At 55.3% G+C, this 25,345-nt stretch carries 29 protein-coding genes and 2 tRNA genes; 8 read left to right on the top strand and 23 right to left on the bottom strand.

Going from position 1 to position 25,345, the window contains the following annotated elements:
- Positions 1-310: 310 nt before the first annotated feature.
- From GOX73_RS10300 to GOX73_RS10290, 3 genes are read right to left on the bottom strand one after another with little or no spacing between them, the layout of a single operon-like run.
- Positions 311-1,663 carry a HAMP domain-containing sensor histidine kinase gene (locus GOX73_RS10300; protein WP_171126164.1) on the bottom strand — a complete coding sequence of 451 codons (1,353 nt, stop codon included), beginning with the start codon at positions 1,661-1,663 and terminating at the stop codon, positions 311-313.
- Positions 1,660-2,319, bottom strand: coding sequence for a response regulator transcription factor (locus GOX73_RS10295; RefSeq protein WP_171126165.1), 660 nt, complete (start codon positions 2,317-2,319; stop codon positions 1,660-1,662). The genes GOX73_RS10300 and GOX73_RS10295 overlap by 4 nt, the downstream gene beginning before the upstream one ends.
- Before the next feature lie 38 nt (positions 2,320-2,357).
- Entirely contained in the window at positions 2,358-2,969 is a 612-nt protein-coding gene (locus tag GOX73_RS10290; RefSeq protein WP_171126166.1) for a hypothetical protein, read from the bottom strand.
- A 104-nt stretch (positions 2,970-3,073) separates the two neighbouring features.
- On the opposite strand from GOX73_RS10290, the gene GOX73_RS10285 reads away from it, so the two are divergent.
- A complete protein-coding gene (locus GOX73_RS10285; RefSeq protein ID WP_171126167.1) occupies positions 3,074-4,183 on the top strand; it encodes a hypothetical protein in 1,110 nt (369 codons plus the stop codon).
- 547 nt (positions 4,184-4,730) lie between these two features.
- Here the strand turns inward: GOX73_RS10285 and GOX73_RS21030 are convergent.
- The 7 genes from GOX73_RS21030 to GOX73_RS10255 all read right to left on the bottom strand — a co-directional run bounded on the left by GOX73_RS21030 (position 4,731) and on the right by GOX73_RS10255 (position 8,415).
- Positions 4,731-5,225, bottom strand: coding sequence for a DUF6538 domain-containing protein (locus GOX73_RS21030; RefSeq protein ID WP_371808586.1), 495 nt, complete (start codon positions 5,223-5,225; stop codon positions 4,731-4,733).
- A gap of 63 nt (positions 5,226-5,288) precedes the next feature.
- Positions 5,289-5,363, bottom strand: a tRNA-Phe gene (locus GOX73_RS10280).
- A gap of 79 nt (positions 5,364-5,442) precedes the next feature.
- Positions 5,443-5,625 carry a DNA gyrase inhibitor YacG gene (locus GOX73_RS10275; protein WP_171123563.1) on the bottom strand — a complete coding sequence of 61 codons (183 nt, stop codon included), beginning with the start codon at positions 5,623-5,625 and terminating at the stop codon, positions 5,443-5,445.
- Positions 5,622-6,644, bottom strand: a complete 1,023-nt coding sequence (locus GOX73_RS10270) for a ribonuclease E/G (RefSeq protein ID WP_171126168.1) — start codon at positions 6,642-6,644, stop codon at positions 5,622-5,624. Before GOX73_RS10270 ends, GOX73_RS10275 begins: the two co-directional genes overlap by 4 nt.
- A complete protein-coding gene (locus GOX73_RS10265; RefSeq protein ID WP_171126169.1) occupies positions 6,641-7,219 on the bottom strand; it encodes a nucleoside triphosphate pyrophosphatase in 579 nt (192 codons plus the stop codon). The genes GOX73_RS10270 and GOX73_RS10265 overlap by 4 nt, the downstream gene beginning before the upstream one ends.
- A gap of 11 nt (positions 7,220-7,230) precedes the next feature.
- A complete protein-coding gene (infA, locus tag GOX73_RS10260; RefSeq protein WP_005978431.1) occupies positions 7,231-7,449 on the bottom strand; it encodes a translation initiation factor IF-1 in 219 nt (72 codons plus the stop codon).
- A gap of 90 nt (positions 7,450-7,539) precedes the next feature.
- Positions 7,540-8,415, bottom strand: a complete 876-nt coding sequence (locus tag GOX73_RS10255) for a carbon-nitrogen hydrolase family protein (RefSeq protein WP_171126170.1) — start codon at positions 8,413-8,415, stop codon at positions 7,540-7,542.
- Between the two features lie 138 nt (positions 8,416-8,553).
- On the opposite strand from GOX73_RS10255, the gene GOX73_RS10250 reads away from it, so the two are divergent.
- Positions 8,554-8,769: a hypothetical protein gene (locus GOX73_RS10250; RefSeq protein WP_171123570.1), complete on the top strand. Its 216-nt coding sequence runs from the start codon at positions 8,554-8,556 to the stop codon at positions 8,767-8,769.
- Between the two features lie 15 nt (positions 8,770-8,784).
- Here GOX73_RS10250 and GOX73_RS10245 read toward each other — a convergent pair whose 3' ends face one another.
- From GOX73_RS10245 to GOX73_RS10205, 9 genes are all read right to left on the bottom strand, one after another.
- Positions 8,785-9,384 (bottom strand): GNAT family N-acetyltransferase, encoded by a 600-nt coding sequence (locus GOX73_RS10245; protein WP_171126171.1) that lies wholly within the window; start codon positions 9,382-9,384, stop codon positions 8,785-8,787.
- Complete coding sequence (locus tag GOX73_RS10240; protein ID WP_171126172.1) at positions 9,377-9,775, bottom strand: ketosteroid isomerase-related protein; 399 nt, start codon at positions 9,773-9,775, stop codon at positions 9,377-9,379. The genes GOX73_RS10245 and GOX73_RS10240 overlap by 8 nt, the downstream gene beginning before the upstream one ends.
- Positions 9,776-9,777: 2 nt before the next feature.
- Entirely contained in the window at positions 9,778-10,230 is a 453-nt protein-coding gene (locus GOX73_RS10235; RefSeq protein WP_171123576.1) for a low molecular weight phosphatase family protein, read from the bottom strand.
- A 3-nt stretch (positions 10,231-10,233) separates the two neighbouring features.
- A complete protein-coding gene (locus GOX73_RS10230) occupies positions 10,234-10,713 on the bottom strand; it encodes a UPF0262 family protein (protein WP_171123578.1) in 480 nt (159 codons plus the stop codon).
- Between the two features lie 185 nt (positions 10,714-10,898).
- Positions 10,899-12,200 (bottom strand): histidinol dehydrogenase, encoded by a 1,302-nt coding sequence (gene hisD / locus GOX73_RS10225; RefSeq protein ID WP_171126173.1) that lies wholly within the window; start codon positions 12,198-12,200, stop codon positions 10,899-10,901.
- Between the two features lie 20 nt (positions 12,201-12,220).
- Complete coding sequence (locus GOX73_RS10220; protein WP_371808585.1) at positions 12,221-12,709, bottom strand: GNAT family N-acetyltransferase; 489 nt, start codon at positions 12,707-12,709, stop codon at positions 12,221-12,223.
- A 61-nt stretch (positions 12,710-12,770) separates the two neighbouring features.
- Positions 12,771-13,247, bottom strand: a complete 477-nt coding sequence (locus GOX73_RS10215; RefSeq protein WP_171126174.1) for a DUF2948 family protein — start codon at positions 13,245-13,247, stop codon at positions 12,771-12,773.
- Positions 13,244-14,512 (bottom strand): UDP-N-acetylglucosamine 1-carboxyvinyltransferase, encoded by a 1,269-nt coding sequence (gene murA, locus GOX73_RS10210; protein ID WP_171126175.1) that lies wholly within the window; start codon positions 14,510-14,512, stop codon positions 13,244-13,246. The genes GOX73_RS10215 and murA overlap by 4 nt, the downstream gene beginning before the upstream one ends.
- A gap of 6 nt (positions 14,513-14,518) precedes the next feature.
- On the bottom strand, positions 14,519-14,674 hold the full coding sequence (locus GOX73_RS10205) for a hypothetical protein (protein ID WP_171123585.1): 156 nt from the start codon (positions 14,672-14,674) through the stop codon (positions 14,519-14,521).
- Between the two features lie 83 nt (positions 14,675-14,757).
- Between GOX73_RS10205 and GOX73_RS10200 the strand changes: the two genes are divergently transcribed.
- Positions 14,758-14,832, top strand: a tRNA-Thr gene (locus GOX73_RS10200).
- 1,470 nt (positions 14,833-16,302) lie between these two features.
- On the opposite strand, the gene GOX73_RS10195 is transcribed toward GOX73_RS10200, so the two are convergent.
- From GOX73_RS10195 to GOX73_RS10180, 4 genes are all read right to left on the bottom strand, one after another.
- Positions 16,303-17,280: a 2-dehydropantoate 2-reductase gene (locus tag GOX73_RS10195; protein WP_171126176.1), complete on the bottom strand. Its 978-nt coding sequence runs from the start codon at positions 17,278-17,280 to the stop codon at positions 16,303-16,305.
- Positions 17,281-17,284: 4 nt separating this feature from the next.
- Positions 17,285-18,820 (bottom strand): acyl--CoA ligase, encoded by a 1,536-nt coding sequence (locus GOX73_RS10190; RefSeq protein ID WP_171126177.1) that lies wholly within the window; start codon positions 18,818-18,820, stop codon positions 17,285-17,287.
- Positions 18,821-18,880: 60 nt separating this feature from the next.
- Positions 18,881-19,564, bottom strand: a complete 684-nt coding sequence (locus GOX73_RS10185) for a fumarylacetoacetate hydrolase family protein (RefSeq protein ID WP_171126178.1) — start codon at positions 19,562-19,564, stop codon at positions 18,881-18,883.
- A gap of 194 nt (positions 19,565-19,758) precedes the next feature.
- Positions 19,759-20,439: a FadR/GntR family transcriptional regulator gene (locus GOX73_RS10180; RefSeq protein ID WP_171126179.1), complete on the bottom strand. Its 681-nt coding sequence runs from the start codon at positions 20,437-20,439 to the stop codon at positions 19,759-19,761.
- A gap of 141 nt (positions 20,440-20,580) precedes the next feature.
- Between GOX73_RS10180 and GOX73_RS10175 the strand changes: the two genes are divergently transcribed.
- The 5 genes from GOX73_RS10175 to GOX73_RS10155 are packed head-to-tail and all read left to right on the top strand — an operon-like array spanning position 20,581 to position 25,323.
- Positions 20,581-21,495, top strand: coding sequence for a fumarylacetoacetate hydrolase family protein (locus tag GOX73_RS10175; RefSeq protein WP_281995639.1), 915 nt, complete (start codon positions 20,581-20,583; stop codon positions 21,493-21,495).
- 58 nt (positions 21,496-21,553) lie between these two features.
- Complete coding sequence (locus GOX73_RS10170) at positions 21,554-22,582, top strand: ABC transporter substrate-binding protein (RefSeq protein WP_171126180.1); 1,029 nt, start codon at positions 21,554-21,556, stop codon at positions 22,580-22,582.
- On the top strand, positions 22,579-23,388 hold the full coding sequence (locus GOX73_RS10165) for an ABC transporter ATP-binding protein (protein WP_171134881.1): 810 nt from the start codon (positions 22,579-22,581) through the stop codon (positions 23,386-23,388). Before GOX73_RS10170 ends, GOX73_RS10165 begins: the two co-directional genes overlap by 4 nt.
- Positions 23,385-24,257: an ABC transporter permease gene (locus GOX73_RS10160; RefSeq protein WP_170383463.1), complete on the top strand. Its 873-nt coding sequence runs from the start codon at positions 23,385-23,387 to the stop codon at positions 24,255-24,257. Before GOX73_RS10165 ends, GOX73_RS10160 begins: the two co-directional genes overlap by 4 nt.
- Complete coding sequence (locus GOX73_RS10155; protein ID WP_170770683.1) at positions 24,247-25,323, top strand: Ldh family oxidoreductase; 1,077 nt, start codon at positions 24,247-24,249, stop codon at positions 25,321-25,323. The genes GOX73_RS10160 and GOX73_RS10155 overlap by 11 nt, the downstream gene beginning before the upstream one ends.
- The last annotated feature ends 22 nt before the right edge of the window (positions 25,324-25,345 follow it).

Below are 25,345 nucleotides of genomic sequence, written 5' to 3'. Positions count from 1 at the left end.
AATTAACCGCTCATTAATCAAAGATGAACGGATTTTTTACCTTAAATGAACACACTGAATTGCAAAACTCGCTCTGTAATCGTGAAAAATATCTGAGAAATTCAATTTCTCTCGCCATTCGAAATGCAGCACCAAGACATTTCTGTTTCCAGCACATTTTAGCCGGACTAATCATTATTGACGATAAATAGATGTCAGCCAGTCAGAGCAAAACCCACTGGCTTTCCTGAACAAATTCGTTGCCAGCCAAGTGCAATAGATTTTATCTTGTTACTGTAATTCCAGGCTATTTATCGAAATGAAAATTCATTCAGAACACGGCCTTTCCGCTTCCGGAATAAACGATCACGCGGCACTCCAACCCTCCAAGCTTCTTGGATCTTCCCAAGTCCAGCTTCGCGCCATAAGCATTAAGCAAATCGACCGCGATCGCCAGTCCTAAGCCACTGCCTGTCACCGAAGTATCCAACCGCCCCCCGGATCGCAAAGCTTCGCGCCGATCTTCTTCGGTTATTCCCGGTCCGTCGTCTTCTATGCAGATTTCGATGGTCTTAGATTTTGATTTCGCCGACACGCGCACCGTGGACTGGCACCACTTCAGGGCGTTATCCATGAGATTGCCCAAGACCTCTTCAATATCCTGCGGGTCCATACGCACCCACAGCCCCGAAGGGCGGGTAACCTCGAATGTTTTGCCTTCTCTTTCCGCCATAGACGAAAACAAACGCGCAAGCCGGTCGATCGAGTTCGACAGGTCCGTCTGCAAATGACTCAGTTCCGCCGTGTTCATGGCCCGCATTCTTGCCAGTGAGCGGCTGAGTTGCGCGTCAATTCTATCCAAGGCTTCTTCGGCAATTTCAGTTTCGGACCCACTTTCGGAAATGTTAATCAATTCGTTGCGCAAAATGGCCGTGGGTGTTTTCAAAGCATGGGCAAGATCCGCAGACTGTCTCCTGGAACCCGCGACAATATCGCGATTTCGGCGCGACAACTGTTTGAGTTCCTCAACAAGCGGCGACACTTCCTCGGGATAGTCTTCCGGCTTCAATCCTTCATCAGTGTCCCAACGATGGGCCACGTCGTTCCTTAGCTTTTGCAAAGGACCCATAATGACCGACACCAGCAGCAGTGAACCCGCAACGCCAATCAGCCCAAGCAGCGCAAAGGCTGGCAACAGGCTGCGCTGTGCTGCGCGCCTTTCTTCAAAAAGTTGCGCGCGGCTTTCAGCGACGCTGACCCCCCAGACTGTTCCGTCTTCGTATGAGATTTCCTGATAAATACTCCGAACGGCCTCACCGTCCGGACCTGCCGTATTCCACAGGGCTGGTTCCTCTGACGCGGCCTCGGGTTCGGCCAATGTTTCGTCAAACAAAGAAGACGAGGTATAGATTTCACCGCCGCTTCCTGTCACTTGCCAGTAGCGCCCTGAATAGGGCGCACCATAGGCCGGATCAAACATCAAACCGCGCAGGGCATCGGGATTTTCAGTCGTCACGCTCAGACCAACCACAAGTTGAGTATGGCGGTCGCGAAGTGCGGTATCAAACTGGTCCGACACTCTTGCGTTGATATAGGAAAACACGGCCAGAGTGCTCACTCCGACGGACACGGCACCGGATAGAACCCCCCCCAACAATGCCCGCTCACGAAGTGAAAACATCATTCGCTGTCGATCATGTAACCTCGGCCCCGGACCGTTTTGATCAGGTCGGACCCCAGCTTTTTGCGCAAGCGCGTAATGAAAACGGCAATCGTGTTTGAATCCCGATCCCCGTCATATTCATAGATATGTTCCGAGAGCTCCATTCTGGAAATCAGGCGACCACGGTTGTGACAAAGATAGCCAAGGACCGCAATTTCCTGAGCGGTCAATTCAACAGGGACCCCTTTGACGGTCACGCGACCGTTCTTTGGATCCAGAACCACATCACCCATTTCGATCAGGGGATTAAGTTGCCCACTTTGGCGACGCAGAATTGCACGTATTCGCGCGGCCAATTCCGGCATGTGGAACGGTTTGACCATATAGTCATCCGCGCCGGCGTCCAAACCATCAACGCGATCACTCCAGCCGTCTCGGGCGGTCAGGATCAAAACGGGGGTCTTAACGCCTTCGCCGCGCCATTCGCGCAGAACCGAAATACCGTCCCGCTCTGGAAGGCCAACGTCCAGGATGATGACGTCGTAAGGTTCAGTTGACCCCAAGTGAAGGGCTTCCATTCCGGTGCGGGCTATGTCAACCACGCGCCCTTCAGCATTCAGGAGCTTCTTTATCTGAGCGCACAGGTGCGGCTCATCTTCTGCCAGTAATACTCTCATGCGAAAAAGTTACAGGTATAGTCGCAATTGTTCATCAATTATCTTCTTCCGCCACCACTGTTTCCGTTTCCGCCACCATTACCGCCGCCGCCGTTACCACCACCGTTGCCACCGCTGTTTCCACCACCGTTGCCACCGCTGTTGTCACCGCCACTGTTTCCGTTTCCGCCACCACCGCTGTTGCCACTATTCCCGCCGCTATTGCCGTTGCCGTTCCCGCCGCTATTTCCGTTTCCACCACGGTTGCCAACACCGCGATTTCCTGAAAATCCATTCAGGTTGGCCTGGGCTTTCGCGGTTGCCGAGTTACCAAGATTGGATCGCGCCGCTTCTTTTATTTGTTGGCCCACGCGGGACTTGTTCGGCACCACTACCCCGGTCTTTGCATCCACTATCACACTGATAATGCTACCATTCGGCTTTTTGACCAAAATACGGTAATAGACCTCGTCGGCTTGGAATGCCCGAGCATCAACCGGGGTTCCGCCGAATATTTTCTCGACACCTTTGATTACGTTTTTCAGACGAATTGCACCACCTGATCTTGTGACTTTACGCAGTTCAGAATGCTTAAGCTCGCGTGGCGCAGCATCCCCCTCTCCTACAAGGAGAAGAGAAGCACAGACCACTATCGCAATATGCTTCATCATCGACGTCACTCAAAATCGCGCTCGAGAGCGTAAAGCCTAAAAAAAACAAAGTGAACCGCTGATTAACAATCGGTTTCGCCTGTGTTCAGCCTACATCAGTTCAAATGAGAGCATCAGGTGATTCTGTTACGATTGACTACGTTTTTGAAAAGAGATTTGCACGAGAGCTCAAAATGAGAACCAAAACCGCCCGCCTTCTGAAAGCCACATCAATCGCAATTGCCCTTATGGGGTCTGTTGCAATCGTGGGGGTGGTTTCCGTTCCAGATGCCGCCATCGCTAAAGAGGGCAAGGGCAATGGTGGCGGCAACGGTAACGGCGGCGGTAATGGTAACGGCGGCGGTAATGGGGGCGACAAAGGGAAAAGCGGCAGTAAAGGCGGCAGCTCCGAGAATGGTCGCAAGGGCCAAGGTGCAGCCGGGGCGAATAAGGGCAAGGGGTTTGGCCTTTCCGGCCGAGGTTTCGCCAAGACGAATGGCTCCGGCTCGAAGTCAGGAACGGGCAAAGGCTTTTCCCTAAAGAGCTTCTTTGAAGGCAACAAAACAACGAAAGCTGGCCGCAAAACCACTTCGACACAGTCTAAACCTGCCAAAAATGTAGAAGTAACCCATTCTATTCGCCCGACCGCCCGCACGACTGGGAATAAGGCCGCAGCCTTGTTGGCAGCCCATCCATCAGAACTGGGTGCCCTAAACGCCGCAAATGCAAGCGAAACCGCATTGTTGAACGCCTCACCAAACTCGCGCGTGGGACGGATAGCTGCGTATCGTGACACAGTTCTTGCAGGGGAAGAACTGCGCGACGACCTGCAGGAAGCCCAAGATTTTCTGGACGGCCTCGAGGCTCCGGATCGCCCCATCGACGAGATCGAAGATGAACTGGAAACCGCTCTTTCCGAGGTAATGGAAAATCAGGACATCGTTGATGATCTTCGGGAACAAGTGGACGAAACCGACGATCCAAGCGACGAGTTGCTGGAGCAGTTGGAGACCGCTCAAGGTGAATTGGACGAGTCAATTGAGGGCGCTCAGGACCTGAACGATGAGCTTCAGGCGGCCAATGAATACGAGGACGCGGTAGAAGAGGTCGATGATTTGACTGAGCAAGTTGAAGCACAACCTGAGCTAGAACGTGAAGCATTAGAGAACGCTGCTAACAAGCCTGTAACCGACGAAGTGGAGGCAACGGTCAAGGCCATGCTTGGCCTCGAATAAATTCTGAACTCCTTGCCCAAATACTCACGGAGGCAACGAGTGCCGGGCCAGCCTATACATCCACCTACATGAACTCAGGCTGGCCCGGATACCCGAACAAGAATTTTTACTGGAAGCGACTTCATTTTATCGAAGCGCGCATATTACTTACTCTAGAAGCGAAGAAAGCCCGCCCAAAATAGGGGCGGGCTTTCACTTTGCCGACCAAGTCTGCATTAGAGCATTGCGACGATCTGCGTTTGTACACGCAAAAATTACTCAATGGCCACTCGCGAGGTTCTAACGGAACTGAGGGCAATCAATGGGTTCTCATGAGAACGTGGTACCCGGGGGCTGCTTTGTCTCCCCGTTCTGCTCCCGGGCACCATTCCCTACAGGTAAGCCACTGTTTCCCTTCAGCTTTAACTGGGGCTGACCAAGGGCGTAGTACATGCTGGAGCTATGCAGTTATGAGGCATTCGCTCTTTTCAGCAAATTAGGTTCCACCATTGTTACGGATGAACCGTGGCTCCATCAACGGCGATGCCAGATGGATTACTTCTCTGTATCAAAAGGACCAAATTATGACCGCTCTAAGTATCGAAACCGACATCGACCAACTCCGTATTGACCTGATGTCTTTGTCCCTGCAGACATCCAAGACATAACCACATGACCGCTCAGCAGCCCTGTGGAAAGTGACTGGACGTCCTTGCCCCTTAAGCTGCAGATAGACTGACACGGCTTCTGAGAGCTTTACAGCGTCGACGCTGGCTTGATCGGTGCATGGCGTCGAAGACCCAAACTCAACCGCAGCTCCCATTCTCAGAAGATGCTTGCCCGGTAGGTCTACGTCTTGGATGCGTAGGTGATACCAGTGTTCATCCAGTTGCTGAGCAGCTCTTTGCGCTCGGGACTTTGCGACCGCCGCTGATCTTGTCCGCAGCGAGAAGGATATTTTTCCGGTGGTATAGTGGTGATCGAGGTCCTTCGGGACCCGTCGTGTGAAATAGAAGACCCCTGCTTTCACAAATGAGAAGGGAACGGTTTTGTTCTCCAGCATGTACTACGCCCTTGGTCAGCTCCAGTTAAAGCTGAAGGGAAACAGAGGCTTACCTGTTGGGAATGGTGCCCGGGGGCGGAATCGAACCACCGACACGAGGATTTTCAATCCACTGCTCTACCCCTGAGCTACCCGGGCACGGGAACGGCGACTGCCGTTGGGTGGAGGCGTTCTATGACTTGCCACTGGCAGTGTCCAGAGCCTTTTTCACATTTTTTCAATGTGGGCGGTGCGGCCCTTCATCTTCCGGCGATAAGTCTGTTTCGACATCCTCTTCACGCTGGGACGGAACGGAATATGACCCATTCAGCCACTTGGCCAAGTCGATGTCGGCGCAGCGTTTTGAACAGAAGGGGCGAAACTTCGTAACGGTGTCATCTCCGCAGATGGGACAGCTCATTTCAGAACCTCCGAAAGCGGGATTCGGGCTCGTTTGCGCTGTAGCTCAAAATGCCCAAGAGGTGTCCAGCCGGCCATTGTTGTCTCGATCGGGTCAGCCTTCAAAGCAGCGCGCAAGGCGGATTCAAAGCCACGGCGATCTTTCTTTGGCATAGGGGCCAGATCCACGGTGATTTGCCCGCCCAGGCCGCGCACGCGCAATGCGCGGGCCAACGCCTTGGCGCAAGCGAAGTTGGCTTTAGTTCCCGCCGCCAGCGACGTGTCGGCACCAGTATTCACATCTACAGCGATCAAGGCGCGGGTGGGCTGGATATAGAGATGACCGCCCCCCGGCAATGGCTCAGATACCCCGCAAGCAACATCCAAAGCGTCAAGCACCCCGTGCGTATCGAAGCCACCGGCCTGCGTTACAACCTCGGCTGGATCAGTCCAGTCGCGCCACGCAAGAACATGCGGCCCATCGCCTTCCAACAGAAGTTCAGGCTCGGTCCCCGGATCATTGATAACCTGATCCGCATGAGCCAACATCGCGTTGATGTCCTCGGCGATCTCACCCGCGTCTTCCCCGGCGCAGCACGACCGCAGAATCAATCCGTAGGAACTTCCATCCATACACTCATGCGCAATTTCCAGGAGACGGTCACGCTCATCCTCGTCCCGGATGGAACGCGAGATGTTCAGACCCGGCGCGTCGGGCGTCACGATCGCATAACGGCTTTTGAACAGCACCCGATCAGTGACCGGCAACGCCTTGCCCGGCTCGGCATAGCCGCTTACCTGAACCAGCATCAGGGCACCGGGCGACAAGCCTTTAACCTGACGCAGAAAAGCAGGCCCATCCGGCGTTGTCAGGAACATGCCACCCTGCCCCTTGACCGGACGGTCTGCGCGGGCGCGATAGATTGTTCCGGGCGCGGGCGCATCCCCAGCAATCAGGAAATCGTCAAGTTTTCCGTCAACCATAAATGCCGCAGCTTCGCGGTCGTCTATGTGGTCCAGTACAATGGTGCGGCCTTTCATGATGCCTCACGATATAGCGGGTATCCGATGCCTTGCAGCAGAGCAGCGGTTTCAGACAGGGGCAAGCCGACGATACCGGTGAAGGAACCGGAAATCCACGGGATGAATGCGCCAGCGGGGCCTTGGATTGCGTAGGCACCTGCCTTGCCCTGCCAATCGCTAGTCGCCAGATAGGCGTTGATCTCAACGTCAGAAAGGCGTTTGACCTTGACCTGAGACACCACATCGCGCTGCAGCACACGCTCGCCACGCCGAACCGCGACCGAGGTAATGACACGATGGCGTCTGCCGGACAAAGCGTGAAGAAACTCGGCCGCCTGCCCAGCGTCCTCGGGCTTGCCCAATATCCGGCGACCCAGTGCGACCGTGGTATCGGCGCAAAGGGTGATATCATCGCTATCGGCCTGAACCGCCTGCACTTTTGCCCGCGTGATGCGGTTGCAATATGGGACGGGCAATTCGCCCTTCAGGGGCGCTTCGTCGATATCGGGGGCGCAAATGGCATCGGGCTGCACGCCAAGCTGGGCCAGCAGGTCCAGCCGCCTTGGGCTGCCCGATCCTAAGATAAACGCCATTGGGTTGGGCGTTACTTGAAGCGGTAGTTGATCCGACCCTTGGTCAGATCATAGGGGGTCATCTCGACCTGAACCTTGTCGCCGGCCAGAACACGGATGCGGTTCTTGCGCATCTTGCCTGCCGTATGTGCGATGATCTCATGGCCGTTTTCCAGCTCGACCCGAAACGTCGCATTAGGCAGGAGTTCCTTCACGACACCGGGAAATTCGAGCGTATCTTCCTTGGCCATGTTGTCTCCACATTTACGTTGCACTCGCAGAATCTACGAGGATGTGCGCCTAAATGAGCCTATTTTGGGCTTATTTCAAGGCCGGAATCGCTAAAGTCGGGATAATGTGACGGATTCGACTCGGGTGGTCTGTTCGTCCCAATGGCTGCGGTTCAGCACGCGACCGTCCGCACGAACCGCCGCGATCGCGCCAAGGTCGATCTCCGCGAAGGTCCAGCCGGGCTGATTAAGCGCGCCTTCCGCCAGCACGCCAGTTGCGGGGAATCCCTTGTCAGGCGGCCCGAAAATACCGCCGGTGCCGGTGTTCATATCCACAGCCTCGGACCAGTCATTGCTTCCCACCAGGGAGGCCATCACTGTAACGCATTGATTTTCCAAAGCTCTGGACATCGCGCCAATCCGCACGCGCCAATAGCCGGACAATGCCTCGGTGCAGGACGGTACAAGGATCAAGTCTGCCTCGCTCAGCGCGCGGCCCAGCAAAGGGAACTCGCTGTCGTAACAGATCAGCACGCCTATCTTGCCCAGCGCAGTGTCGAACAGTTTCAGTGGACCGCCGGGGGCTATGTCCCACTGCTCGCGCTCGAATCGGGTCATGATCTGTTTGTCCTGATGATCCTGCCCGCCATCCGGCGCATAAAGCTCAGCCCGGTTCACTGGACGGCCCAGTCCGTCCACAACCGGGGCCGATGCCCCCAGAATATAAACCTTGTACTCACGGGCCAGTCGCTGATGCAGGGTGTGCACGTCTTCCATCCGGTCGGAAACTGCGTGGATCGACCGCTCCAAATTGCCGGCTACCTCTGCCCCGTCCAGCGTCGACAATTCCATCGCGCCGTATTCGGGAAAGACCAGCAGTTCGGCCCCTTGCCTAACCGCATCGCTGACCCAGCGATCCAACTTGTCCTCATACTGTGCCCAACTGTCGAGCCAGTCGAGGTCAAAGGCGGCGGTTGCGACTTTCATCTGAGGTATCCTTCGGTTCTGGATTGGTGCAACACTAAGTCAGGAGCGCGCGATCTGTATACACCCCGACGCGACCCGACAGGAAAGTGAATTGGCATAAAGGCCGCGACTTGGTTCAATAGGGAAAGGAGGACGCCCATGCAAAACCCTGAAAGCTTCGAAAAGTTCTACTTCGCCAAAGTTGGCATGGGCGAGGTCTGTGGCTGCGCCGAACGCGTCATCGACGTATTCGAGTTCAATCGAAAAGGCGGGGCGCAAACTAAGTCCGAAGTTCAACAGGAAAAGCCCAGACGCCGGTCTTTTCGAGGGTGGGCGGTGAAATATGGTCTTCTCAGCCGCAGACAGACCCGTTGATACCTGACAGCGCAGCTACGCGTTCAGATTCCTGATCCAGAATTGCAACGGTTTCTTTGTCTCGGCCTCTTCGCCGATATCCTTCCACGAAAACTGCGCAACTACACCGGGCATAGGCTCATACCCGCGCGCGCGCCAGAACGCGTCCAGCAGGCGGTAATTATCGGGCCGCATCGGATGATCCACCGGGCGTTGGACCGCGCAGAAGGCACATTTCTTGAAGCCCAGTTCACGGGCATGCGACTCGCGTAGATCGAAGAACTTGTGGCCAACACCCTGCCCCCGATAGTCCGACAGCAAAACGGATTCCGCACAGTAGAAGATTTGCGACAGGTCAAGACCTGCGCCCTCAAAAGCCGCTGCGAAATCGTCGGAATGGTCGGTCAGAGGGGCACCAGTGGATGCGCCGATCAGCCGATTACTATCAAAGGCACCTACAACGATGGACTTGTCGCTATCACGGTAGGATTGCAGGTATTTCCGTTCGTAATCCAGATCGCCATCATAAAGGTAAGGCCACGCCCGAAACACTTCGATCCGCAAGCGCGCGACATCGTCCAGAGCGGCCTCCAACGCCGCTCCGGTTAGGGGGCGGACGGCTGTAACCTCAGCCATTCGAGACCTGTTTGGTCCAGTCAGCGAGGTTGTAGAAGGTCGTAACGCGGGTAATTTTTCCGTTCTTTAGGTCAAAGAACGAGCCCGCAGGAAGGCGATAGGTCTGTCCATGCGCTTCGGGCAAGCCTTCATCAGTTTCCAGATAGGTGCCGTTCACGGTGAATTCGGCCGCCGCGCGGGTGCCACCTTCGGCGTCGAACACCACGATGTCGGTCAGGTTCTCGCGGTAGCAGCGATTCATATGGGCGCAAAAGGCTGCGAACTGTTCTTTGCCAACCCGTATTTGACCTTCGTTCACATGGTGGGCCACATCGTCGGACAGGCACGCCAACATGCCCTCCACATCACCTGCGTTGAAGGCGTCGAAATAGATTTTGACGGTCTCGTTCATGATCACTCCGTAGGCTCGCCCCAGCGGTCTTTCAGATGCTTGATGATCTGATCGCGGGTCTGTCGGTAGTGATGTAGCTTTTCTTCGCGGTTCTCGCCCAGTCCAGTAGGGTCCATAATTGGCCAATAATCGACATCCAGATGAAAAATCCGGGTTAAGTCCAGCGCCCGGCGCTGGCTGGCGGGCGACAACGCGACGATCAGGTCAAACGAGCTGAGGTCGTCGCCCCATTCCTGCATCTCATCAAACGAGCGTGAACGATGGCGGGACAGTTCGACACCAATTTCCTGGCACACTGCAATGCAGAACCCGTCGATTTCCAAGTCATTGTGAACACCGGCGGACTGGACATATGTGCCGGTGCCATAGAATTTTTTCATGATGCCTTCGGCCATGGGTGACCGAACCGAATTATGGTCGCAACAGAACAGGATGGACTGCGGCAGAGGCGTCACCCGTCACCCCCCGAAATGCAGCACGCAGATCAGCGTGAACAAGCGGCGGGCGGTGTCGGTATCGACTTCGGCTTTACCTTCCAGCCGCTCCTGCAGGACCCGGCTGCCCTCGTTATGGATGCCGCGCCGGGCCATGTCGATGGTTTCGATTTGGCTGGGCGGCAGAGACTTCACCGCATCAAAATAACTTTCGCAAATCTGGAAGTAATCCTTCACCACCTGCTTGAACGGCCCCAGCGAAAGATGGAATTCGGCCGCTTTCTCCTCGGCCTCGGTCGCGATGTCGAACACCAGCCGTTTGTCGCGGATCGACAACTGCACATGGTAGGGACCGTCTGGCACCACTCTGTCCCCGCGTTTGGGCAGGACAAACGAGTTGTCTTCCAACAGATCATAGATCGCGACCTTGCGCTCCTGCTCGATCTCAGGGGTCGGCGGAGGCAGATTGCGGTCATCCAGTTCGATATGCGAAATGCGGGTCATGTGTGTGCAGTCCGTTCAGGTCGGATCAGGCTTATCGCAACAGAAATAATTGGACAACGCGGGAATGGATCAAATCGACGGCTCCGCTGGGTCAATTTGCTCTTTTGTAGCAATGGGTCGGCGAACATACCGGGATGCCAGTGGGTCAGATGCGTGTCGGGTTCCAACTTTGGGCCGCCAAGCTTTCACTCGTTCAGCCGTTTGAGCCGTGCCGTGACGGACAGACCATGTGCCTCAAGGCTTTCTGACTGGGCCAGTTGCTCGGCCGCGGGGCCAATTTCGCGCAATGCCTCAGGCGTCATCTGGCTAAGGGTGGTCCGCTTGAGGAATTCCATAACGCTAAGGCCCGACGAAAAGCGCGCTGACCGCGCCGTGGGCAGCACGTGGTTGGGGCCGCCGACATAATCTCCGATCGCTTCGGGGGTGTATTGCCCAAGAAAGATAGCACCTGCATGGACCGTTTTTTCACTAAGCGCGACTGGATCAGACACGCACAGCTCTAGATGCTCGGGTGCGATTCGGTTGGACAACTCCGCCGCCTCATCCAGATCGCGCACTGTTATGATCGCCCCGAAATCACGCCAACTGGCACCGGCGATCGCGCTCCGCTGCAGCGTTTCAAGCCGTTTCGCCACGGCCTTTGCTACGTCCTGCCCAAACGAAGCATCGTTCGTGATCAGGATCGACTGCGCGCTTTCGTCGTGCTCGGCCTGACTCAGCAAGTCCAGTGCAATCCAATCCGGGTCGTTATCCTTGTCGGCAATCACCAAAACCTCAGAGGGCCCAGCGATCATGTCGATGCCGACCTTGCCGAAGACACGACGCTTTGCGGCGGCGACAAAAGCGTTGCCCGGTCCGGTAATCTTGTCGACCGGAGCAATCGTGCCCGTGCCATAGGCCAACGCCGCGATCGCCTGTGCTCCGCCAATGCGGTAAATCTCATCCACACCCGAAAGTTGCGCCGCCAGCAAAACCAGCGGGTTCACTTGACCGTCCGGCGTCGGCACGGCAATCGCCAGCCGCTCAACTCCTGCCACCTTTGCCGGAATGGCATTCATCAACACAGAGGACGGGTACGAGGCCAAACCACCCGGCACATACAAGCCAGCCGCCGATACGGCAGACCAGCGCCAGCCCAATGTCGCACCGGTTTCATCAACCCATTGATCATCAGACGGCATCTGCCGTTCATGATATGCCCGAATTCGGCTCGCGGCCAATTCCAAGGCGGCGCGATCATCGGGCGTGACCTGTGCCACGGCTTCGGAGATTTCAGCCGCTGAAAAAGCCAATGTGTCAGGCGTCAGGCCAAGTCGGTCAAATTTTGCGGTCAGTTCTATGACTGCCGCGTCACCACGGGTGCGCACATCTTCAATAATCTGTGCCACAACGGCGTCAACGTCGGGGCTATCCTCGCGCTTGGCGGACAACAGCGCCTTGAACGCTGGTTCGAATTCGCGCGAGGTCGTATCTAGAAAGACGGGCATATTGTGCTCTCCGGGGCGTTTCACCGGGACATATCGCCCGGATGGGCTGGCCTCAACCCTTCAGCAGCAGGGTGCAGCGATTTGCGCATCGGATAATGCGGCATACCAAGCCAGTTTGTCGGCGCGCCTACATCTAACCACCCATAGCGACGATAGAACGCGCGGGCAGTTGTCGTGGCATTCAGATGCGCCGTCGTGCATCCCTGCCCGGCTAACTCATGCTCCAATCGGACCAGCAATGCCAACCCGATCCCGCGCCGCACATAGGCGGGGTCGACGTAAAGCAGCGAGAGTTCCGCCCCGTGGCGCACCCCACCGACACCAGCGACGACGCCATCTACCTCGGCCAGCCATAAGGTCGCCCCCGACTGTATCCATCGCCTTATGGTCTGAGGATCCTTGTTACCCGTCCACGCCGCCAGCAGAGCGGCGTCTTTATGGTGGTCACCAGCGCAAAGATAGGTGATCGACCGGGTCAGAACCCGGCTAATCTGAAACACGTCAAACACGGTCGCGCGACGCAGCTCCAGACCCGTGGATGGCCCAGAGAACGCCTGCGCTATGCCGCGCTTATTCCGGATGGTGCGGGGCCTGCCCGGATGGAGCCTGATACGGTCGGGTGACGTCCTTCAGGGTGGCGTCCAGCGCTTCGACCGTCAGGCGAATTGCGCCATCTCCGGCCAAGGTTAGCAAGACCTGACCTGCACCATCCTCTGCGGCCTCGAAATCGACCGACAACAGGGACATGACCATGTCCTTGTCGCTGCGGTCGATACCCTGGCTGGCAACCGAAAGGACCGAGTCAAAGACCAACACCGACTGCACACGCTCGAATGGCCGATCGCGAAGGGCAGCAGCCTCCTTGTCTTCCCACCGAAAACGATTGAGCAGCAGGCCAAAACGACGTTGCGACGGGCGCCACGTCATCTCGGTGATCGGAAACACCGCGTCCTGAGTGAGTGTCGAGATCACCCGTAGGTCGTCAGGGTCCTGCGCGCCCAGGTTCAGAGGGGCCTCGCGACCGTCGTGGAAACTTGCATCAGTCATTGGTTCTTGATCCGTTCAATCTTGGCACCCACGCCTTCGAGCTTGCGCACCACATGTTCATATCCGCGATCCAGATGATAGACCCGGCTGACCGTCGTTTCACCTACTGCCGCCAATCCCGCCAAAATCAGCGATACCGACGCACGCAAATCCGTCGCCATGACGGGCGCGCCTTTTAACCGCTCGACCCCTGTCACGGTGGCCGTGCCGCCATGCACTTCGATGTCGGCCCCCATACGCACCAGTTCGGGTGCGTGCATGAACCGGTTTTCAAAGATACGCTCTTCTAGAACAGATGTCCCCTCGGCCGTACACATCAATGCCATCATCTGCGCCTGCAGGTCCGTCGGGAAACCCGGGAATGGTTCGGTGACCACATCAACTGCGCTGACGCGACCGTTCTTGCGCGCGACTTTCAGACCCTCATCGGTTTCGGTGACTTTCACACCTGCGGCATCCAGTTTCGCCGCGAAGCTTTCGACCAGAGACATACGGCCACCCAGCAATTCGACCTCACCTCCGCACATGGCCGGAGCCAGCATATAGGTGCCCAGTTCAATCCGGTCGGTCACAACCTGATGGGTCGCGCCGTGCAAACGGTCGACGCCCTGAATTTCGATGGTCGACGTGCCCTCACCGGCGATCTGCGCGCCCATCTTGCGCAGGCATTCCACCAGATCGACAATCTCGGGTTCGCGCGCTGCGTTTTTAAGAACCGTGGTGCCCTTGGCCAATGTCGCTGCCATCACGATGTTTTCGGTCGCACCGACGGATGCAAAACGCATCTCATGCACAGCGCCCTTCAGCCCACCTGAAGCCTTGGCATGTAGATAACCGTCTTTCAACTCGATCTCGGCGCCCAGCGCCTCAAGCCCTTCGACGTGCAAGTCCATTGGTCGCGCACCGATCGCGCAACCGCCGGGAAGCGAGACCACAGCCTCACCAAACCGCGCCAGCAGCGGGCCTAGCACCAGATTCGAAGCCCGCATCTTGCGCACGATCTCATAATCGGCCGTATGGCTCGTCAGGTCATGGCTGGACATTGCAAGCACTTGCCCGTCCTGCAGCGCCGACACCTCGGCGCCCAGCGATTGCAACAGGGCGGTCATGGTCTTGATGTCACTCAGCCGCGGCGCATTGGTAAGCGTCAGCGGTTCATCGCTTAGCAACGTGGCGGGCATCAGGGTCAGGCACGCATTCTTGGCCCCCGCAATCGGTATCTGACCGTTCAGCGGCCCGTTGCCCGTCACCAGAATCGAATCCATCTGCTCTTATCCCTCGTCCTTGCCGGCCTTGTCCCCAGATGTCGCACGCGCCTTGGCCTGCGCCTTGCGCCGCGCCATATTCGCCTTAAGCGCGGCCTTCAGCCGTTCCTCGCGTGCGTCACCGGGTTTACCGTGTTTTTTAGGTGTATTTCTATCTGCCATAGTCTTTCTCTACAGGAGGCAAAAAAAACCGTCCAGACACCCTTGCGCACCGTTTCGTTTGAGTCTAATCACCCGCCCACAGCGCTGCTGTAGCTCAGAGGTAGAGCACTCCCTTGGTAAGGGAGAGGTCGAGAGTTCAATTCTCTCCAGCAGCACCATATCACCAAAAAATTCATCTAATTATCAATGTGTTGTGTTTTTGATTCTATTTACAGCCCACCCCTGGGCCCACCTTTTGAAAATACCATTCTCAACTTCCTTGTTTGCTATCCGAAAAATCGGCGCGAGTGCCAACTGTGGTATACGAAATTGGTTTTCTCGAAGCCTTGCGACACTTCTACCTCTAAATTGGCAGGCCTTAACTGATAGAAAAGTAAGCTGATTCTCGGGGTTCGATACCACAAGCTAAAGGACTTTTCTTTAATTCTCACTTTCGTCCGAAACCTAAGCATTCTGAAAAAATGTAGGTGGTGCTATATTGAGCATCCAAAATCAGAGCTTCACTTTAACCGCTACAATTTCTCCCACACCGATTAATCACTTGAGTCGCTACAGTGATCGAGTTGCACAACAAAGGGGTCGGGTTGCGGGCATAAGGAGCGTTGGCTGCAGCAAAAAAGTAGGCAGCTGGCACATTACAGCTAAAGGTCACAATAAGGAGATGAGGTTTTTCGGTGAATACCCAATTCCCAGGGAAATCGCTGGTCGCTACAACCCAATCCATGCAATACTATTCAGGTGAAAAACCCAGCTAATACAAACGTTCAGGTGCTAAAATGTTGAAGCGGATGTGGGCGATGATCACCCGGAAACCATCGCGTAAGCATCCGCAAGATTTCTATTGCCTGACACCCTATCTGAACAGCCTAGACCCGATTGAAAATCCCCGCACCCGGATCCGCGACGGACAAAAGGAACGCGAAGCTGGGCGAGACAGAAGGACCGGCAAAACAATCTGGTTGCCGCTTTCTGATTAAGCGTCCTTCGTGCGTCAGCGATAGATCTGCCCCGACCATCGTCAGGTTCGCTAACCCGCGCCTTCGTTTTTCGGCATTGTGCAGCAAACACAGCGACCGTGATTTGCGTAACACAAGCGGATGGGGTGCTCTTTATCAATTTCTTTTTCTTGTTCTTTGTCTATGTCTTGATGGAAGTAGGTTCGCGTCGCGTTCGTAGAAACCGCACATTGATTTCATTACAAAAACTCAAATCATTTCGGTTTTAACGATCACTGATTGCTACTGAAACCGGTGCGTTTTTTCCAACCTTGTATTCATCCGGAAGTTCCAATGGCCCTAACCTGCCATTGACCGTCGGCAACTGGTGCTGTTACGCGGCCCGCCGAACCTGCCGTTCGCTGCAAGCGCAAATTCATCGGCTGGCTGAACTCACACAATGCGGACAAAACGGATGTACAGCATCACCGAAAGGTGGATGATCTCGAGATTGGTTTTAAGAATTTGAAAGAGGCAGGTCTAGGCATAGGCAAAAGCAAGCAAAACTCCTGCCCCGCCCAAGCAAAGTTCTTCTGACAAGACGCTTGAAAGATCTGCGTTTGTAGCGCCGTATCGCTATTCAGCTCCCCGCCCGCCCAGAACTGATCTCTTCAGATGATCGCCAGCAGAATCTTAGTAAAGACCCGCGACCTTTGCCCTAAGTTTTGTCAGTGATGCAACAGTGTCGATTGTGGGTGTTGCGATCCCGGTCAGTTGCCCCAATTCCTGTACTGAAGTGACCAAGGCATCAATTTCCATAGGTCGGTTCAGCTCCAAATCCTGCCACATCGAGGTCTTGTGTGCTCCGACAGCCGCTCCTCCGTCAATGCGCTTTTCGACATCAATCGGGAACCTAACCCCCAGTTTTTCACCGATTTCCTGAGCCTCTAGCATCATTCCACGTGCCACGGAGCGTGAACCTTCATCAGTGCACAAGACATCAAGTGTTGAGTGGGTAAGTGCGGAAATCGGGTTGAACGACAAGTTGCCCCATAGCTTCAGCCAAATTTCGTCCCGTATTCTTGGTCTTACGGGCGCGCGTAACCCGGCGGTAGACAATGCAGCCGAAAGATTGGAGGCACGGTCTGATTTAGTGCCATCGGGCTCACCCAAAGAAAAACGATTGCCTTCGACATGCTTGATCGATCCCGGAGCAATGACTTCCGCGGCCGGATAAACAACACACCCAAGCACACGATCCGGTCCGAAACCGTTCCATTGCGCGTCTCCCGGGTCTACAGATGACAATCTCGTCCCCTCGAAGGGACCGCCCAGCTTGTGGAAATACCACCAGGGTACCCCGTTCACTCCGCTCACTATTGTCGTTTCATCCCCAATCAGTGGCTGGATCGAGTCCACAACTGCTGGAACGGAATGCGCTTTCAGTGTCACAAAGACATAGTCTTGGGGGCCGAGATCGGCGGCATTGTCCGAGGCGCGTATTGGCACGTTGATCGGGTCCTGCCCATCCTCATGGAGAGTAAGCCCTTTTTCTTGCATTGCAGCCAGATGTGGGCCACGTGCAACGACACTGACGTCGATGTCAGTCTGCGCGAGCTTCGCAGCAACGTAACCTCCGATAGCTCCGGCACCAAAGATGCAAACTTTCATGTGTCTAAGCCTTTGCCAGTCCCAATTTAGCGGCCAGCCCAATCCTTTGTATCTTACCAGTCGCACCTTTTGGTATCTCTTCGAGAATAACCACTGAAGTCGGCACCTTGAATTTTGCGAGCCGTGCGCCAACAAAATCCCGGACGTCCTGACCTGCAATCGTCGCTCCTTCTGAGAGCACCACCGCCGCCGCTATGTCTTCGCCCAGTTTCTCGTGGGGAACGGCAAAACAAACTGCCTGAGCAACGTCCGGATGGCTTAGAAGCACGGCGTCAACTTCAAGTGGACTGATTTTTTCTCCACCGCGATTGATAAGCTCCTTAAGGCGTCCAGTCAGTCGCAGATAATCCTCTTCGTCGAACGACCCTTGATCACCGGTGCGAAACCAGAGTTTTCCATCCGCTTCAAAGAAATTGTCTGCATTTGCCTGCGGGTTGCTCTCATACCCAGGGGTCACGTTCGGACCGCTGATAACGATTTCTCCGACATCCCGCGAAGCGATCAATACATTTTCCGTTTCGTCTGCAATTCTGACTTCAGGGCCCGCTGCTACTCCGACGTATCCGGGCTTTTGCTTTTGTGGAGGAAGCGGGTTGCAACACATTTGATGCGTGGCCTCAGTCATACCGTAGGCCTCGATGACAGGCGCATTGAATGTCGCCACCAACTCTTCCATGACCGGCGCGGGTAACGACGCGGAAGACGACCGCAAGAAACGCAAGCGCGATTGCTCAATGACTGATTGGTTTCGGGCGGCTCGGGCGAGAATAGCTTGGTGCATTGTCGGAACCGCCGTGTACCATGTCGGATCAACCTCAGCGACCTGTGAAAAAAAACTAAGAGCGTTGAACCCAGGGGCGCAGCTAATTTGCGATCCGGCGCCTAAAGAAGCCGCGACTGCTGCGATCAACCCATGGATATGGAACAGCGGCATGATACTTAGACAACGATCATCGATTGTCAGCTTCAAAGACGAAGCCACGTTCCGTGCCGACGAGTAGATATTGGCCTGCGTCAAAGGAACGATCTTGGGGCGCGACGTTGTTCCTGATGTATGGAGTATCAGGGCGACGTCATCTTCACCCGGCGCTGATGTATCAGCCACTCCAATTGGGTCACAGGCCAAAACGGAAAACTGTCCAGCTGGACGAGAACTATCGCTAGAAATCCGCAAGACGGCCACACCCAGTTCAGTCGCCGCTTGCACGGCTGGGCCACTTTCGTTTTCGCTTACTACAAGAGCCTTGGCTTTCAAGTCTTTGAGATAGAATACATATTCTTCGATAGTATAAGAAGGGTTTAAAGGCGCCGTCGTCGCCACTTGGGCGACGGATATGAATGCCGTCGCCATCTCTGGTCCGTTAGGCAACACAATTGCCACCCTGTCGCCGCGCCCTATTCCGATCTGATGCAGATCCTCTTTGACCTTCGCGCAATGCTCGCGCAAACCAAGGTAGCTTAACCAAGGCTGGCCAGGGGCGCCAATGGCATTTGCCGTGTCTGCATGGTGTGCAATCATTTCAGCGACTAAATGGGGCATCTGTTATCCGTTTACACAAGCATCGGTTTCTTTCGCAATGTTAGGTCGTCGCAGCAGGTTCTAAGTCACGCGTACGTTCAGGCTGCCCAGCTTGTCGACGGCCAAGACCATAACATCCCCTCGGTTGACGGGACCAACACCAGAAGGTGTCCCTGAAAGGATAACGTCCCCGGCCGCAAGCTCGAAGTAGTCGCTCAGATACGAGATCATCTCGGGGACTTTCCAAATCATCTGGTTCAAGTCGCCTTCTTGCCGAACTTCACCATTCACCGTCAGAGTAATCTGACCTCTGTCGAGATGCCCGACCTCTGATGCCTTGTGAATTGGTCCGCATGGCGCCGAGCGCTCAAACGCTTTCCCAATTTCCCACGGGCGGCCCATCTTTTTCATCTGCCCTTGCAGGTCGCGACGGGTCATATCAAGCGAAAGGCCGTACCCAAAGACATGATCCAATGCATCGTCCACCGAGATATTCGTGCCGCCGGACTTGAGCGCAACAAGCATTTCTGCTTCGTGGTGCACGTCGGAACTGTGCGGAGGGTACGGGAATTCCCCTGAAGGGTCCAAATTGTTTGGGTTCTTTTGAAAGAAAAATGGAGGTTCCCGGTTCGGGTCATGGCCCATTTCAATTGCATGCGCCGCGTAGTTTCGCCCAATGCAGTAGACACGCCGGACCGGGAACGTGCCGCCCCCCGATACGGGTATGACATGCACCTGCGGCGCGGGAATTACATGATCGGACATCGCTTTCCTCCTGAACGCTTGACTGCCAAAGATCGGATTTCCGAACGGTCAGATACCTTCCGATCGATGCCACGCCACATTCAAACGGGCGCGGCGGCTTACCAAGTCATCGCCAAAATTCAGGCTGTTTTGCAAGACCAACGGCTACAATCTGCCCCGACCATTTCCCGAATTGGTTGGGCGCCAGCGCTACTTCAGCTGTCGGACTGGATGCTCGTAGGCAGCACCCGCGAATAAACCGATTTCAGGTGATCCACCATGGCACTGGCCGCAAGCTCACAGTCGCCCTTTGCTATGGCAGACACGATCACATCATGTTCGCTAAAGCTGGAATAGTTTTCTGCGGGCTTTAAAGTTTCGCGTGGCTGCCCCCAAACAATCGATCTTCGAACCGAATTCAAAGTCTCAAAGAAGTATAAAAAGAGCTGGTTACGAGTGGAGCGGGCTATAGCGTAATGCAAATTATTGTCCCAAGCTTCGTACGTGCGCCAATCCTCTGCGGTACGACATTTGTCCGCGCATAGCCTCATTTGCTCACGATCGGAACGTGTGGAATGGAGCGCTGCGAGGCGGCTAAGCTGCGGCTCGATAGTAAATCTAACAGATACAACCTGCTCAGGTTTAATTTGGTTGCCCAAATAAGTTACATCGGTGAGGTTGAGAACCGGCCTGGAACCAACAAATGTTCCCCGCCCCACATGACGCCAGATCAGCCCCTGGGCCTCAAGCTCTGCCAACGCTCTTCGCAACTGATTGCGAGTGGTCCCAAGTTTTGAACACAGCTCACGTTCAGGTGGGAGCCTGTCGTTATGCCTGTATCCGGCATTGTTAATCATGTCGCGTACACGGTGCGCGAGTTCGGTTGGTGCACTCATATCTCCACCCAATTTGGCGATTGGTTGATTGATTGAAACGCCAAGTCGGAAAAAACTCAAGGGCAAGAGGAAAGCAAGAAACGAGTCGCCGGACAGGATCCGTGACCACGTCTTGACACAAGCACGAGGGAGGAGTGCCGAGTGCGGTTAGCAACTGTTTCCGTAGAGGGCCACGCCGTTTGCGTGGCAATACTAAACGATGGCGGCAAGTTGGACGTTTTGCGCGCAGCGCAAGTGCTTGGCGAAGCGCTGGACGCAGGTTCAATGCAGCATCTGATCGCAGGCGGAAAAGAAACGCTCGGCGTTTTGAAAACCCTCGTTTCATCGGCCGAAACGGGTAATCTAAACGACGCACTGGTCCCGGATGACGCGCCGTTTCTGGCACCAATTCCTTCCCCGCGTAAGAACGTTTTCTGTGTCGGGCGCAATTATGCTGAACACATCGCCGAGGGCGAACGTGCCCAAAACCAAAAAATTGGCGTAACAGAGCATCCGGTCTTCTTCACAAAACCGCCGACATCGATTGTGGCGCCAGAGGCAGACATTCTGATATTCCCCTCGGTCTCACATGCCATTGACTATGAAGTTGAACTGGCAGTTGTGATTGGAAAACCGGGGCGAAACATAGCCAAGGCTGACGCATACGACCATGTATACGGCTATACGATCCTCAATGACATCACCGCACGCGACATTCAACGCCGACATGGTGGGCAGTATTTTAAAGGCAAAGGTTTAGATGGGTCTTGCCCATTGGGCCCCTTCATAGTGACCGCTGATACAATCAGTGATCCGCACGCTCTATCAATCGGATTAACAGTCAACGGCGAACAGCGCCAAAACGGATCGACGTCGGACATGATTTTCGACATTCCAACGCTGATCGCATCCCTTTCAGAAGGTATGACCCTGGAACCTGGCGACGTAATCGCGACCGGCACACCGTCTGGTGTCGGATACGCCATGGACCCACCACAGTTCCTGAAAGACGGGGACACTGTGGTTTGTGAAATTTCAGAAATCGGCACGCTCAGGAATACCGTGCGCGTCGTTTAAGTGGCTCCTGCATAGCTGAATCTGCGGGTTGCCAACCATGCAAGGGAGGAAGACTAAAATGATGAACAGAAGGACTTTCACAGCGTCCTTGCTTTCGGCGGTTCCGGTAGCAGGAGCACTAGGAACACAGGGCTTTGCGCAGGCCTTGCGTAAAATTACCTTCGTGCAGCCAAGCCCTTCGGCAATCAATTCATTTCCGGTTTTTGTCGCCATCGGCGAAGGTTATTTCGCTGATGAAGGGTTGGATGTGACCGTCGAGGCGATCAACGGCTCAGGAGCCGTGCTTCAAGCATTGTCCGCCGGACAGGCTCACTTCGGTCGCCCCGGTCCTGGCCCCTTAATTGCCGCACGGTCGCGGGATGTAGATGCCGTACACATCTACAACGTTGCGGCACGCAGCAACTTTGGCATAGCCGTGCCAGAAGACTCTGACATCCAAAGTGTTGAAGAGCTTCGAGGTAAAGTTATCGGAACAGGTACGGCCGATGGCGCAGAAGTCGGCTTTGCACGTAACGTGATGACCGGAGCAGGCATGAAAGAGGGTGAAGACTTTACCTTCCTTACCGTCGGCGACGGTGGCCCGGCGACCGCGGCTTTCCTAAACGGTGAAATCGACGCTTACTCTGCTTCGACGGCTGATACGGCAATTCTGAACCAGCGCGGAATGGCGGTGCGTGACATCACGCCTGCGGAGTTCGGGCGTTTCTTCGGTAACGGCATCGCCACAATGGCTGACACAATCGCCAACGACCGTGAATTAGTCGAAGCTTGGAGCCGCGCGTTCGCACGTGGTCATGCATTTGCACTGGATGATGCCAACCGTGAAGCTGTTTTGAAGCATTTGGCGGATGGCAACCCGCAGGAAGGCGAGGACAAGGAGTTCCAGTCAGCACTGTTCGATGCCGTACGCTCGAAAACTATCGCGGCGGATCCGAGCAATGGCCTGGGATGGTACCCCGCCGAAGTTTGGCAGGAATGGCAAGACGCACTTGTTGCAGGGGGCGAAATCCCAGGGCCGCTGGATGACCTGAGCGCTGCTTGGACCAACGAGTTTGCTGCCATTGGCAATGCGGCTGTCAGCAAATGAACGCTGTAGTCACACATGAGTTTTCCGGCGCGCCTTTGGGCACGCCGGTCTATGAGTTGACCCATGTAAGCAAGACCTATGCACGCAATCTTGTTGTCGCTCTCGAGGACATCAATCTGACGCTTCGGAAAGGAAGCTTCACATCTGTCATCGGGTCCAGCGGGTGCGGCAAGTCAACTCTACTAAAGATCATGGCGGGTCTGATCCCGCCCACCAAAGGGCGTGTAATCCTTCAGGGGCAACCAGTCACTGGGACCCGCCGGGACATCGGTATGATGTTTCAGCAAGCGACGCTTTTCCCCTGGAAAACAGCGGTGGAAAACATCGTCTTGCCAATTGAGATCCGCGATGGAAAAGCGGCGGCCAAGCAAGCTATGGCCAAGGCGCATGAACTTTTGGACATCGTAGGTTTGCAAGGGTTCGAAAACGTATATCCGAACGAATTGTCAGGCGGTATGGCACAACGCGCTTCGATCTGCCGAATGCTGATCACGGAACCAGCCGTGCTATTGATGGACGAACCGTTCAGCGCGCTCGACGAGTTGTCACGCGACATGATGAACATGGAATTGCAGCGGATTTGCAGGGAACAGGATGCGACTGCTTTTCTTGTGACGCACTCAATTCAGGAAGCTGTTATTTTGTCTGACGAAATCGTCGTCTTGAAACCGCGCCCAGGCAGGGTTGCTGAAATCGTTGAGGTCGACCTGCCACGCCCACGAACACTCGACATGATGACGACACCCAAATTCGGCGCTATCGTTGACTACATTCGCAGCCTCCTTGATAAGGGAGAAGAAATGTGAGCGAAGTTCAGAATTACTCACCTTCCGTAAAAGACGCTGCCCCCTCAGAAGACACTGTATGGGAGCAGAAGGTTCACTTTATCGACTCGGTTCCTCGCTGGCTGGCGATGACCTTTGTCTTCGTGGTTTTTGTCGGAACTTGGCAAATTGTGACCAGCCTTAGGCTGGTCTCTCCGATCATTCTACCCACGCCGATGGAGACCCTCAAAGATATGATCTTCGTGGGGCAAAACCTTTTGACCGGCGGCTACATGCTTGGGGCACTGTGGATTACCATCAAAGAGGTCATCTATGGTTTTGCGCTGGCAATCGCGATCGGATTTTCGCTGGGTGTTTTGGTTGGCGAAACAGCCTTTGGCGAGAAGGCAGTAATGCCCTATTTGGTTTCTATCGATACGATGCCGAAAGTCGCGTTCGCTCCTCTTTTTGTGGCTTGGTTGGGTTTCGGCATTGAATCCAAGGTGGCACTTGCGGCCTTTATCGCGACGTTTCCAATCGTGGTTGGGACTGCGGCCGGACTTCACGCCGCCGACGAAAACGCGCGCATGTTGTTCAAGACGATGGGCGCCAGCCGGATGCAGACATTGATCAAGATGAAGCTGCCAACCGGTCTGCCGCAGATATTCACCGGCCTCAAAATCGGAGCAGTTGGTGTTATGGCAGGCGCGATCACGGGAGAGTTCCTGGGGGGCGGTAAGGGATTTGGTGAGTTGATCCGTGTTGCGGCATCGCAGCTCAATACTCCGCGCGTGTTCTCCTTGATCCTGTACCTAAGTCTCGTTGGTCTCGCTGTATTTGCGACGGTGGTTTGGACACAGCGAAAACTGGTGTTCTGGCACAAAGAGCAGGTTGGCAGAGATGACTTCTGAGCCAGTGAAAATAAACTGCCAGACCTTGCGTGAATTTGTGGCGAGCGCGCTCGAAACTCGAGGTGTTCCAAAAGCGGATGCAGATCAGGTGGCCTCGACGATGGTTGAGGCCGACATATTCGGATATGGCACCCATGGGGTCTTTCGCTTGCGCCAGTATCTTGCCCGATTGGCCGGAGGCGGGTGCAACGCCAAACCAAACGTTACCGTCATACATCAGTCTGTCGCGACCGCGTTGATTGACGGCGATGACGGCCTTGGGCATTTGGCTATGTCGGCGGCGCGAGATCTTGCGATAGAAAAGGCGAAAGAGGCAGGTATCGGATGGGTCGGTGTTCGGCGCGGCAATCATGCTGGACCTTTGGCACTTTATGTGCGCCCACAAGCCGAAGCTGGAATGCTTGGCATGGCCGCAGCGGTGGGCAGTGCTAACCACGTTCCGCCCTATGGCGGAAGCGACTTGCTTCTTGGCACCAATCCTATCGCTTTCTCTGCACCTGCCGATGGCCCCGACCCGTTTGTGTTTGATATGGCGACGACAGTTGCCGCGATGGGTAAGATCAAGACCCTGTTGCAGCAAGGCGAACCTATGCCCGAAGGTTGGATGGTTGGGCGTGATGGCAATCCGTTAACGGACCCTGCCCGCAAATCAGAAGGGTTTCTTTTGCCGATCGGAGGTCCGAAGGGTTTCGGCCTTTCCGTGGCCATAGGGTTGATGGCCGGAGTCTTGAACGGCGCTGCCTTCGGCTCTGACGTAGTCAACTTCACATCAGACACAACCTCACCCACAAACACAGGGCAATTCGTAATGGCGCTTGATCCGGCGGCCTTTGGAATGGAAAAAGACTTTGCTTCGAATGCAGCCCGCGTCTTCTCTGAAATGCGCGCATCCGCCCCCCTGCCCGGTCATGACCCGGTACGCCTGCCCGGAGACGGAAAAACGGCTGCAGCTGAGGCCCGTCGCAAAGACGGTGTAAGCCTCAACCCCGCTCTTTGTCGAGACCTTAACAATCTCGCCCTGGACTGTGGACTGACTCCCCCGTTTCCTGATGTTAACACTGACTAGCGGCATATCTGAGGGTAGCCGG

Source organism: Ruegeria sp. HKCCD7221 (genome assembly GCF_013031225.1).
Taxonomy (GTDB): Bacteria; Pseudomonadota; Alphaproteobacteria; order Rhodobacterales; family Rhodobacteraceae; genus Ruegeria.
This window is presented reverse-complemented; position numbering and strand designations above follow the sequence as displayed.

What these genes read in the sequence shown, in the direction of transcription:
- GOX73_RS10180 (WP_171126179.1), bottom strand. Translation starts at nt 20,439, where the DNA reads ATGAGTGCACCAACCGAACTCGCGCACCGTGTACGCGACATGATTAAC.
- GOX73_RS10250 (WP_171123570.1), top strand. Translation starts at nt 8,554, where the DNA reads ATGCAAAACCCTGAAAGCTTCGAAAAGTTCTACTTCGCCAAAGTTGGC.
- hisD (WP_171126173.1), bottom strand. Translation starts at nt 12,200, where the DNA reads ATGCCCGTCTTTCTAGATACGACCTCGCGCGAATTCGAACCAGCGTTC.
- GOX73_RS10170 (WP_171126180.1), top strand. Translation starts at nt 21,554, where the DNA reads ATGATGAACAGAAGGACTTTCACAGCGTCCTTGCTTTCGGCGGTTCCG.
- GOX73_RS10185 (WP_171126178.1), bottom strand. Translation starts at nt 19,564, where the DNA reads ATGTCCGATCATGTAATTCCCGCGCCGCAGGTGCATGTCATACCCGTA.
- GOX73_RS10245 (WP_171126171.1), bottom strand. Translation starts at nt 9,384, where the DNA reads ATGGCTGAGGTTACAGCCGTCCGCCCCCTAACCGGAGCGGCGTTGGAG.
- GOX73_RS10265 (WP_171126169.1), bottom strand. Translation starts at nt 7,219, where the DNA reads ATGGCGTTTATCTTAGGATCGGGCAGCCCAAGGCGGCTGGACCTGCTG.
- murA (WP_171126175.1), bottom strand. Translation starts at nt 14,512, where the DNA reads ATGGATTCGATTCTGGTGACGGGCAACGGGCCGCTGAACGGTCAGATA.
- GOX73_RS10240 (WP_171126172.1), bottom strand. Translation starts at nt 9,775, where the DNA reads ATGAACGAGACCGTCAAAATCTATTTCGACGCCTTCAACGCAGGTGAT.
- GOX73_RS10285 (WP_171126167.1), top strand. Translation starts at nt 3,074, where the DNA reads ATGAGAGCATCAGGTGATTCTGTTACGATTGACTACGTTTTTGAAAAG.
- GOX73_RS10215 (WP_171126174.1), bottom strand. Translation starts at nt 13,247, where the DNA reads ATGACTGATGCAAGTTTCCACGACGGTCGCGAGGCCCCTCTGAACCTG.
- infA (WP_005978431.1), bottom strand. Translation starts at nt 7,449, where the DNA reads ATGGCCAAGGAAGATACGCTCGAATTTCCCGGTGTCGTGAAGGAACTC.
- GOX73_RS10230 (WP_171123578.1), bottom strand. Translation starts at nt 10,713, where the DNA reads ATGACCCGCATTTCGCATATCGAACTGGATGACCGCAATCTGCCTCCG.
- GOX73_RS10295 (WP_171126165.1), bottom strand. Translation starts at nt 2,319, where the DNA reads ATGAGAGTATTACTGGCAGAAGATGAGCCGCACCTGTGCGCTCAGATA.
- GOX73_RS10300 (WP_171126164.1), bottom strand. Translation starts at nt 1,663, where the DNA reads ATGATGTTTTCACTTCGTGAGCGGGCATTGTTGGGGGGGGTTCTATCC.
- GOX73_RS10195 (WP_171126176.1), bottom strand. Translation starts at nt 17,280, where the DNA reads ATGAAAGTTTGCATCTTTGGTGCCGGAGCTATCGGAGGTTACGTTGCT.
- GOX73_RS10165 (WP_171134881.1), top strand. Translation starts at nt 22,579, where the DNA reads ATGAACGCTGTAGTCACACATGAGTTTTCCGGCGCGCCTTTGGGCACG.
- GOX73_RS21030 (WP_371808586.1), bottom strand. Translation starts at nt 5,225, where the DNA reads ATGCTGGAGAACAAAACCGTTCCCTTCTCATTTGTGAAAGCAGGGGTC.
- GOX73_RS10205 (WP_171123585.1), bottom strand. Translation starts at nt 14,674, where the DNA reads ATGGCAGATAGAAATACACCTAAAAAACACGGTAAACCCGGTGACGCA.
- GOX73_RS10255 (WP_171126170.1), bottom strand. Translation starts at nt 8,415, where the DNA reads ATGAAAGTCGCAACCGCCGCCTTTGACCTCGACTGGCTCGACAGTTGG.
- GOX73_RS10290 (WP_171126166.1), bottom strand. Translation starts at nt 2,969, where the DNA reads ATGATGAAGCATATTGCGATAGTGGTCTGTGCTTCTCTTCTCCTTGTA.
- GOX73_RS10270 (WP_171126168.1), bottom strand. Translation starts at nt 6,644, where the DNA reads ATGAAAGGCCGCACCATTGTACTGGACCACATAGACGACCGCGAAGCT.
- GOX73_RS10155 (WP_170770683.1), top strand. Translation starts at nt 24,247, where the DNA reads ATGACTTCTGAGCCAGTGAAAATAAACTGCCAGACCTTGCGTGAATTT.
- GOX73_RS10275 (WP_171123563.1), bottom strand. Translation starts at nt 5,625, where the DNA reads ATGAGCTGTCCCATCTGCGGAGATGACACCGTTACGAAGTTTCGCCCC.
- GOX73_RS10190 (WP_171126177.1), bottom strand. Translation starts at nt 18,820, where the DNA reads ATGCCCCATTTAGTCGCTGAAATGATTGCACACCATGCAGACACGGCA.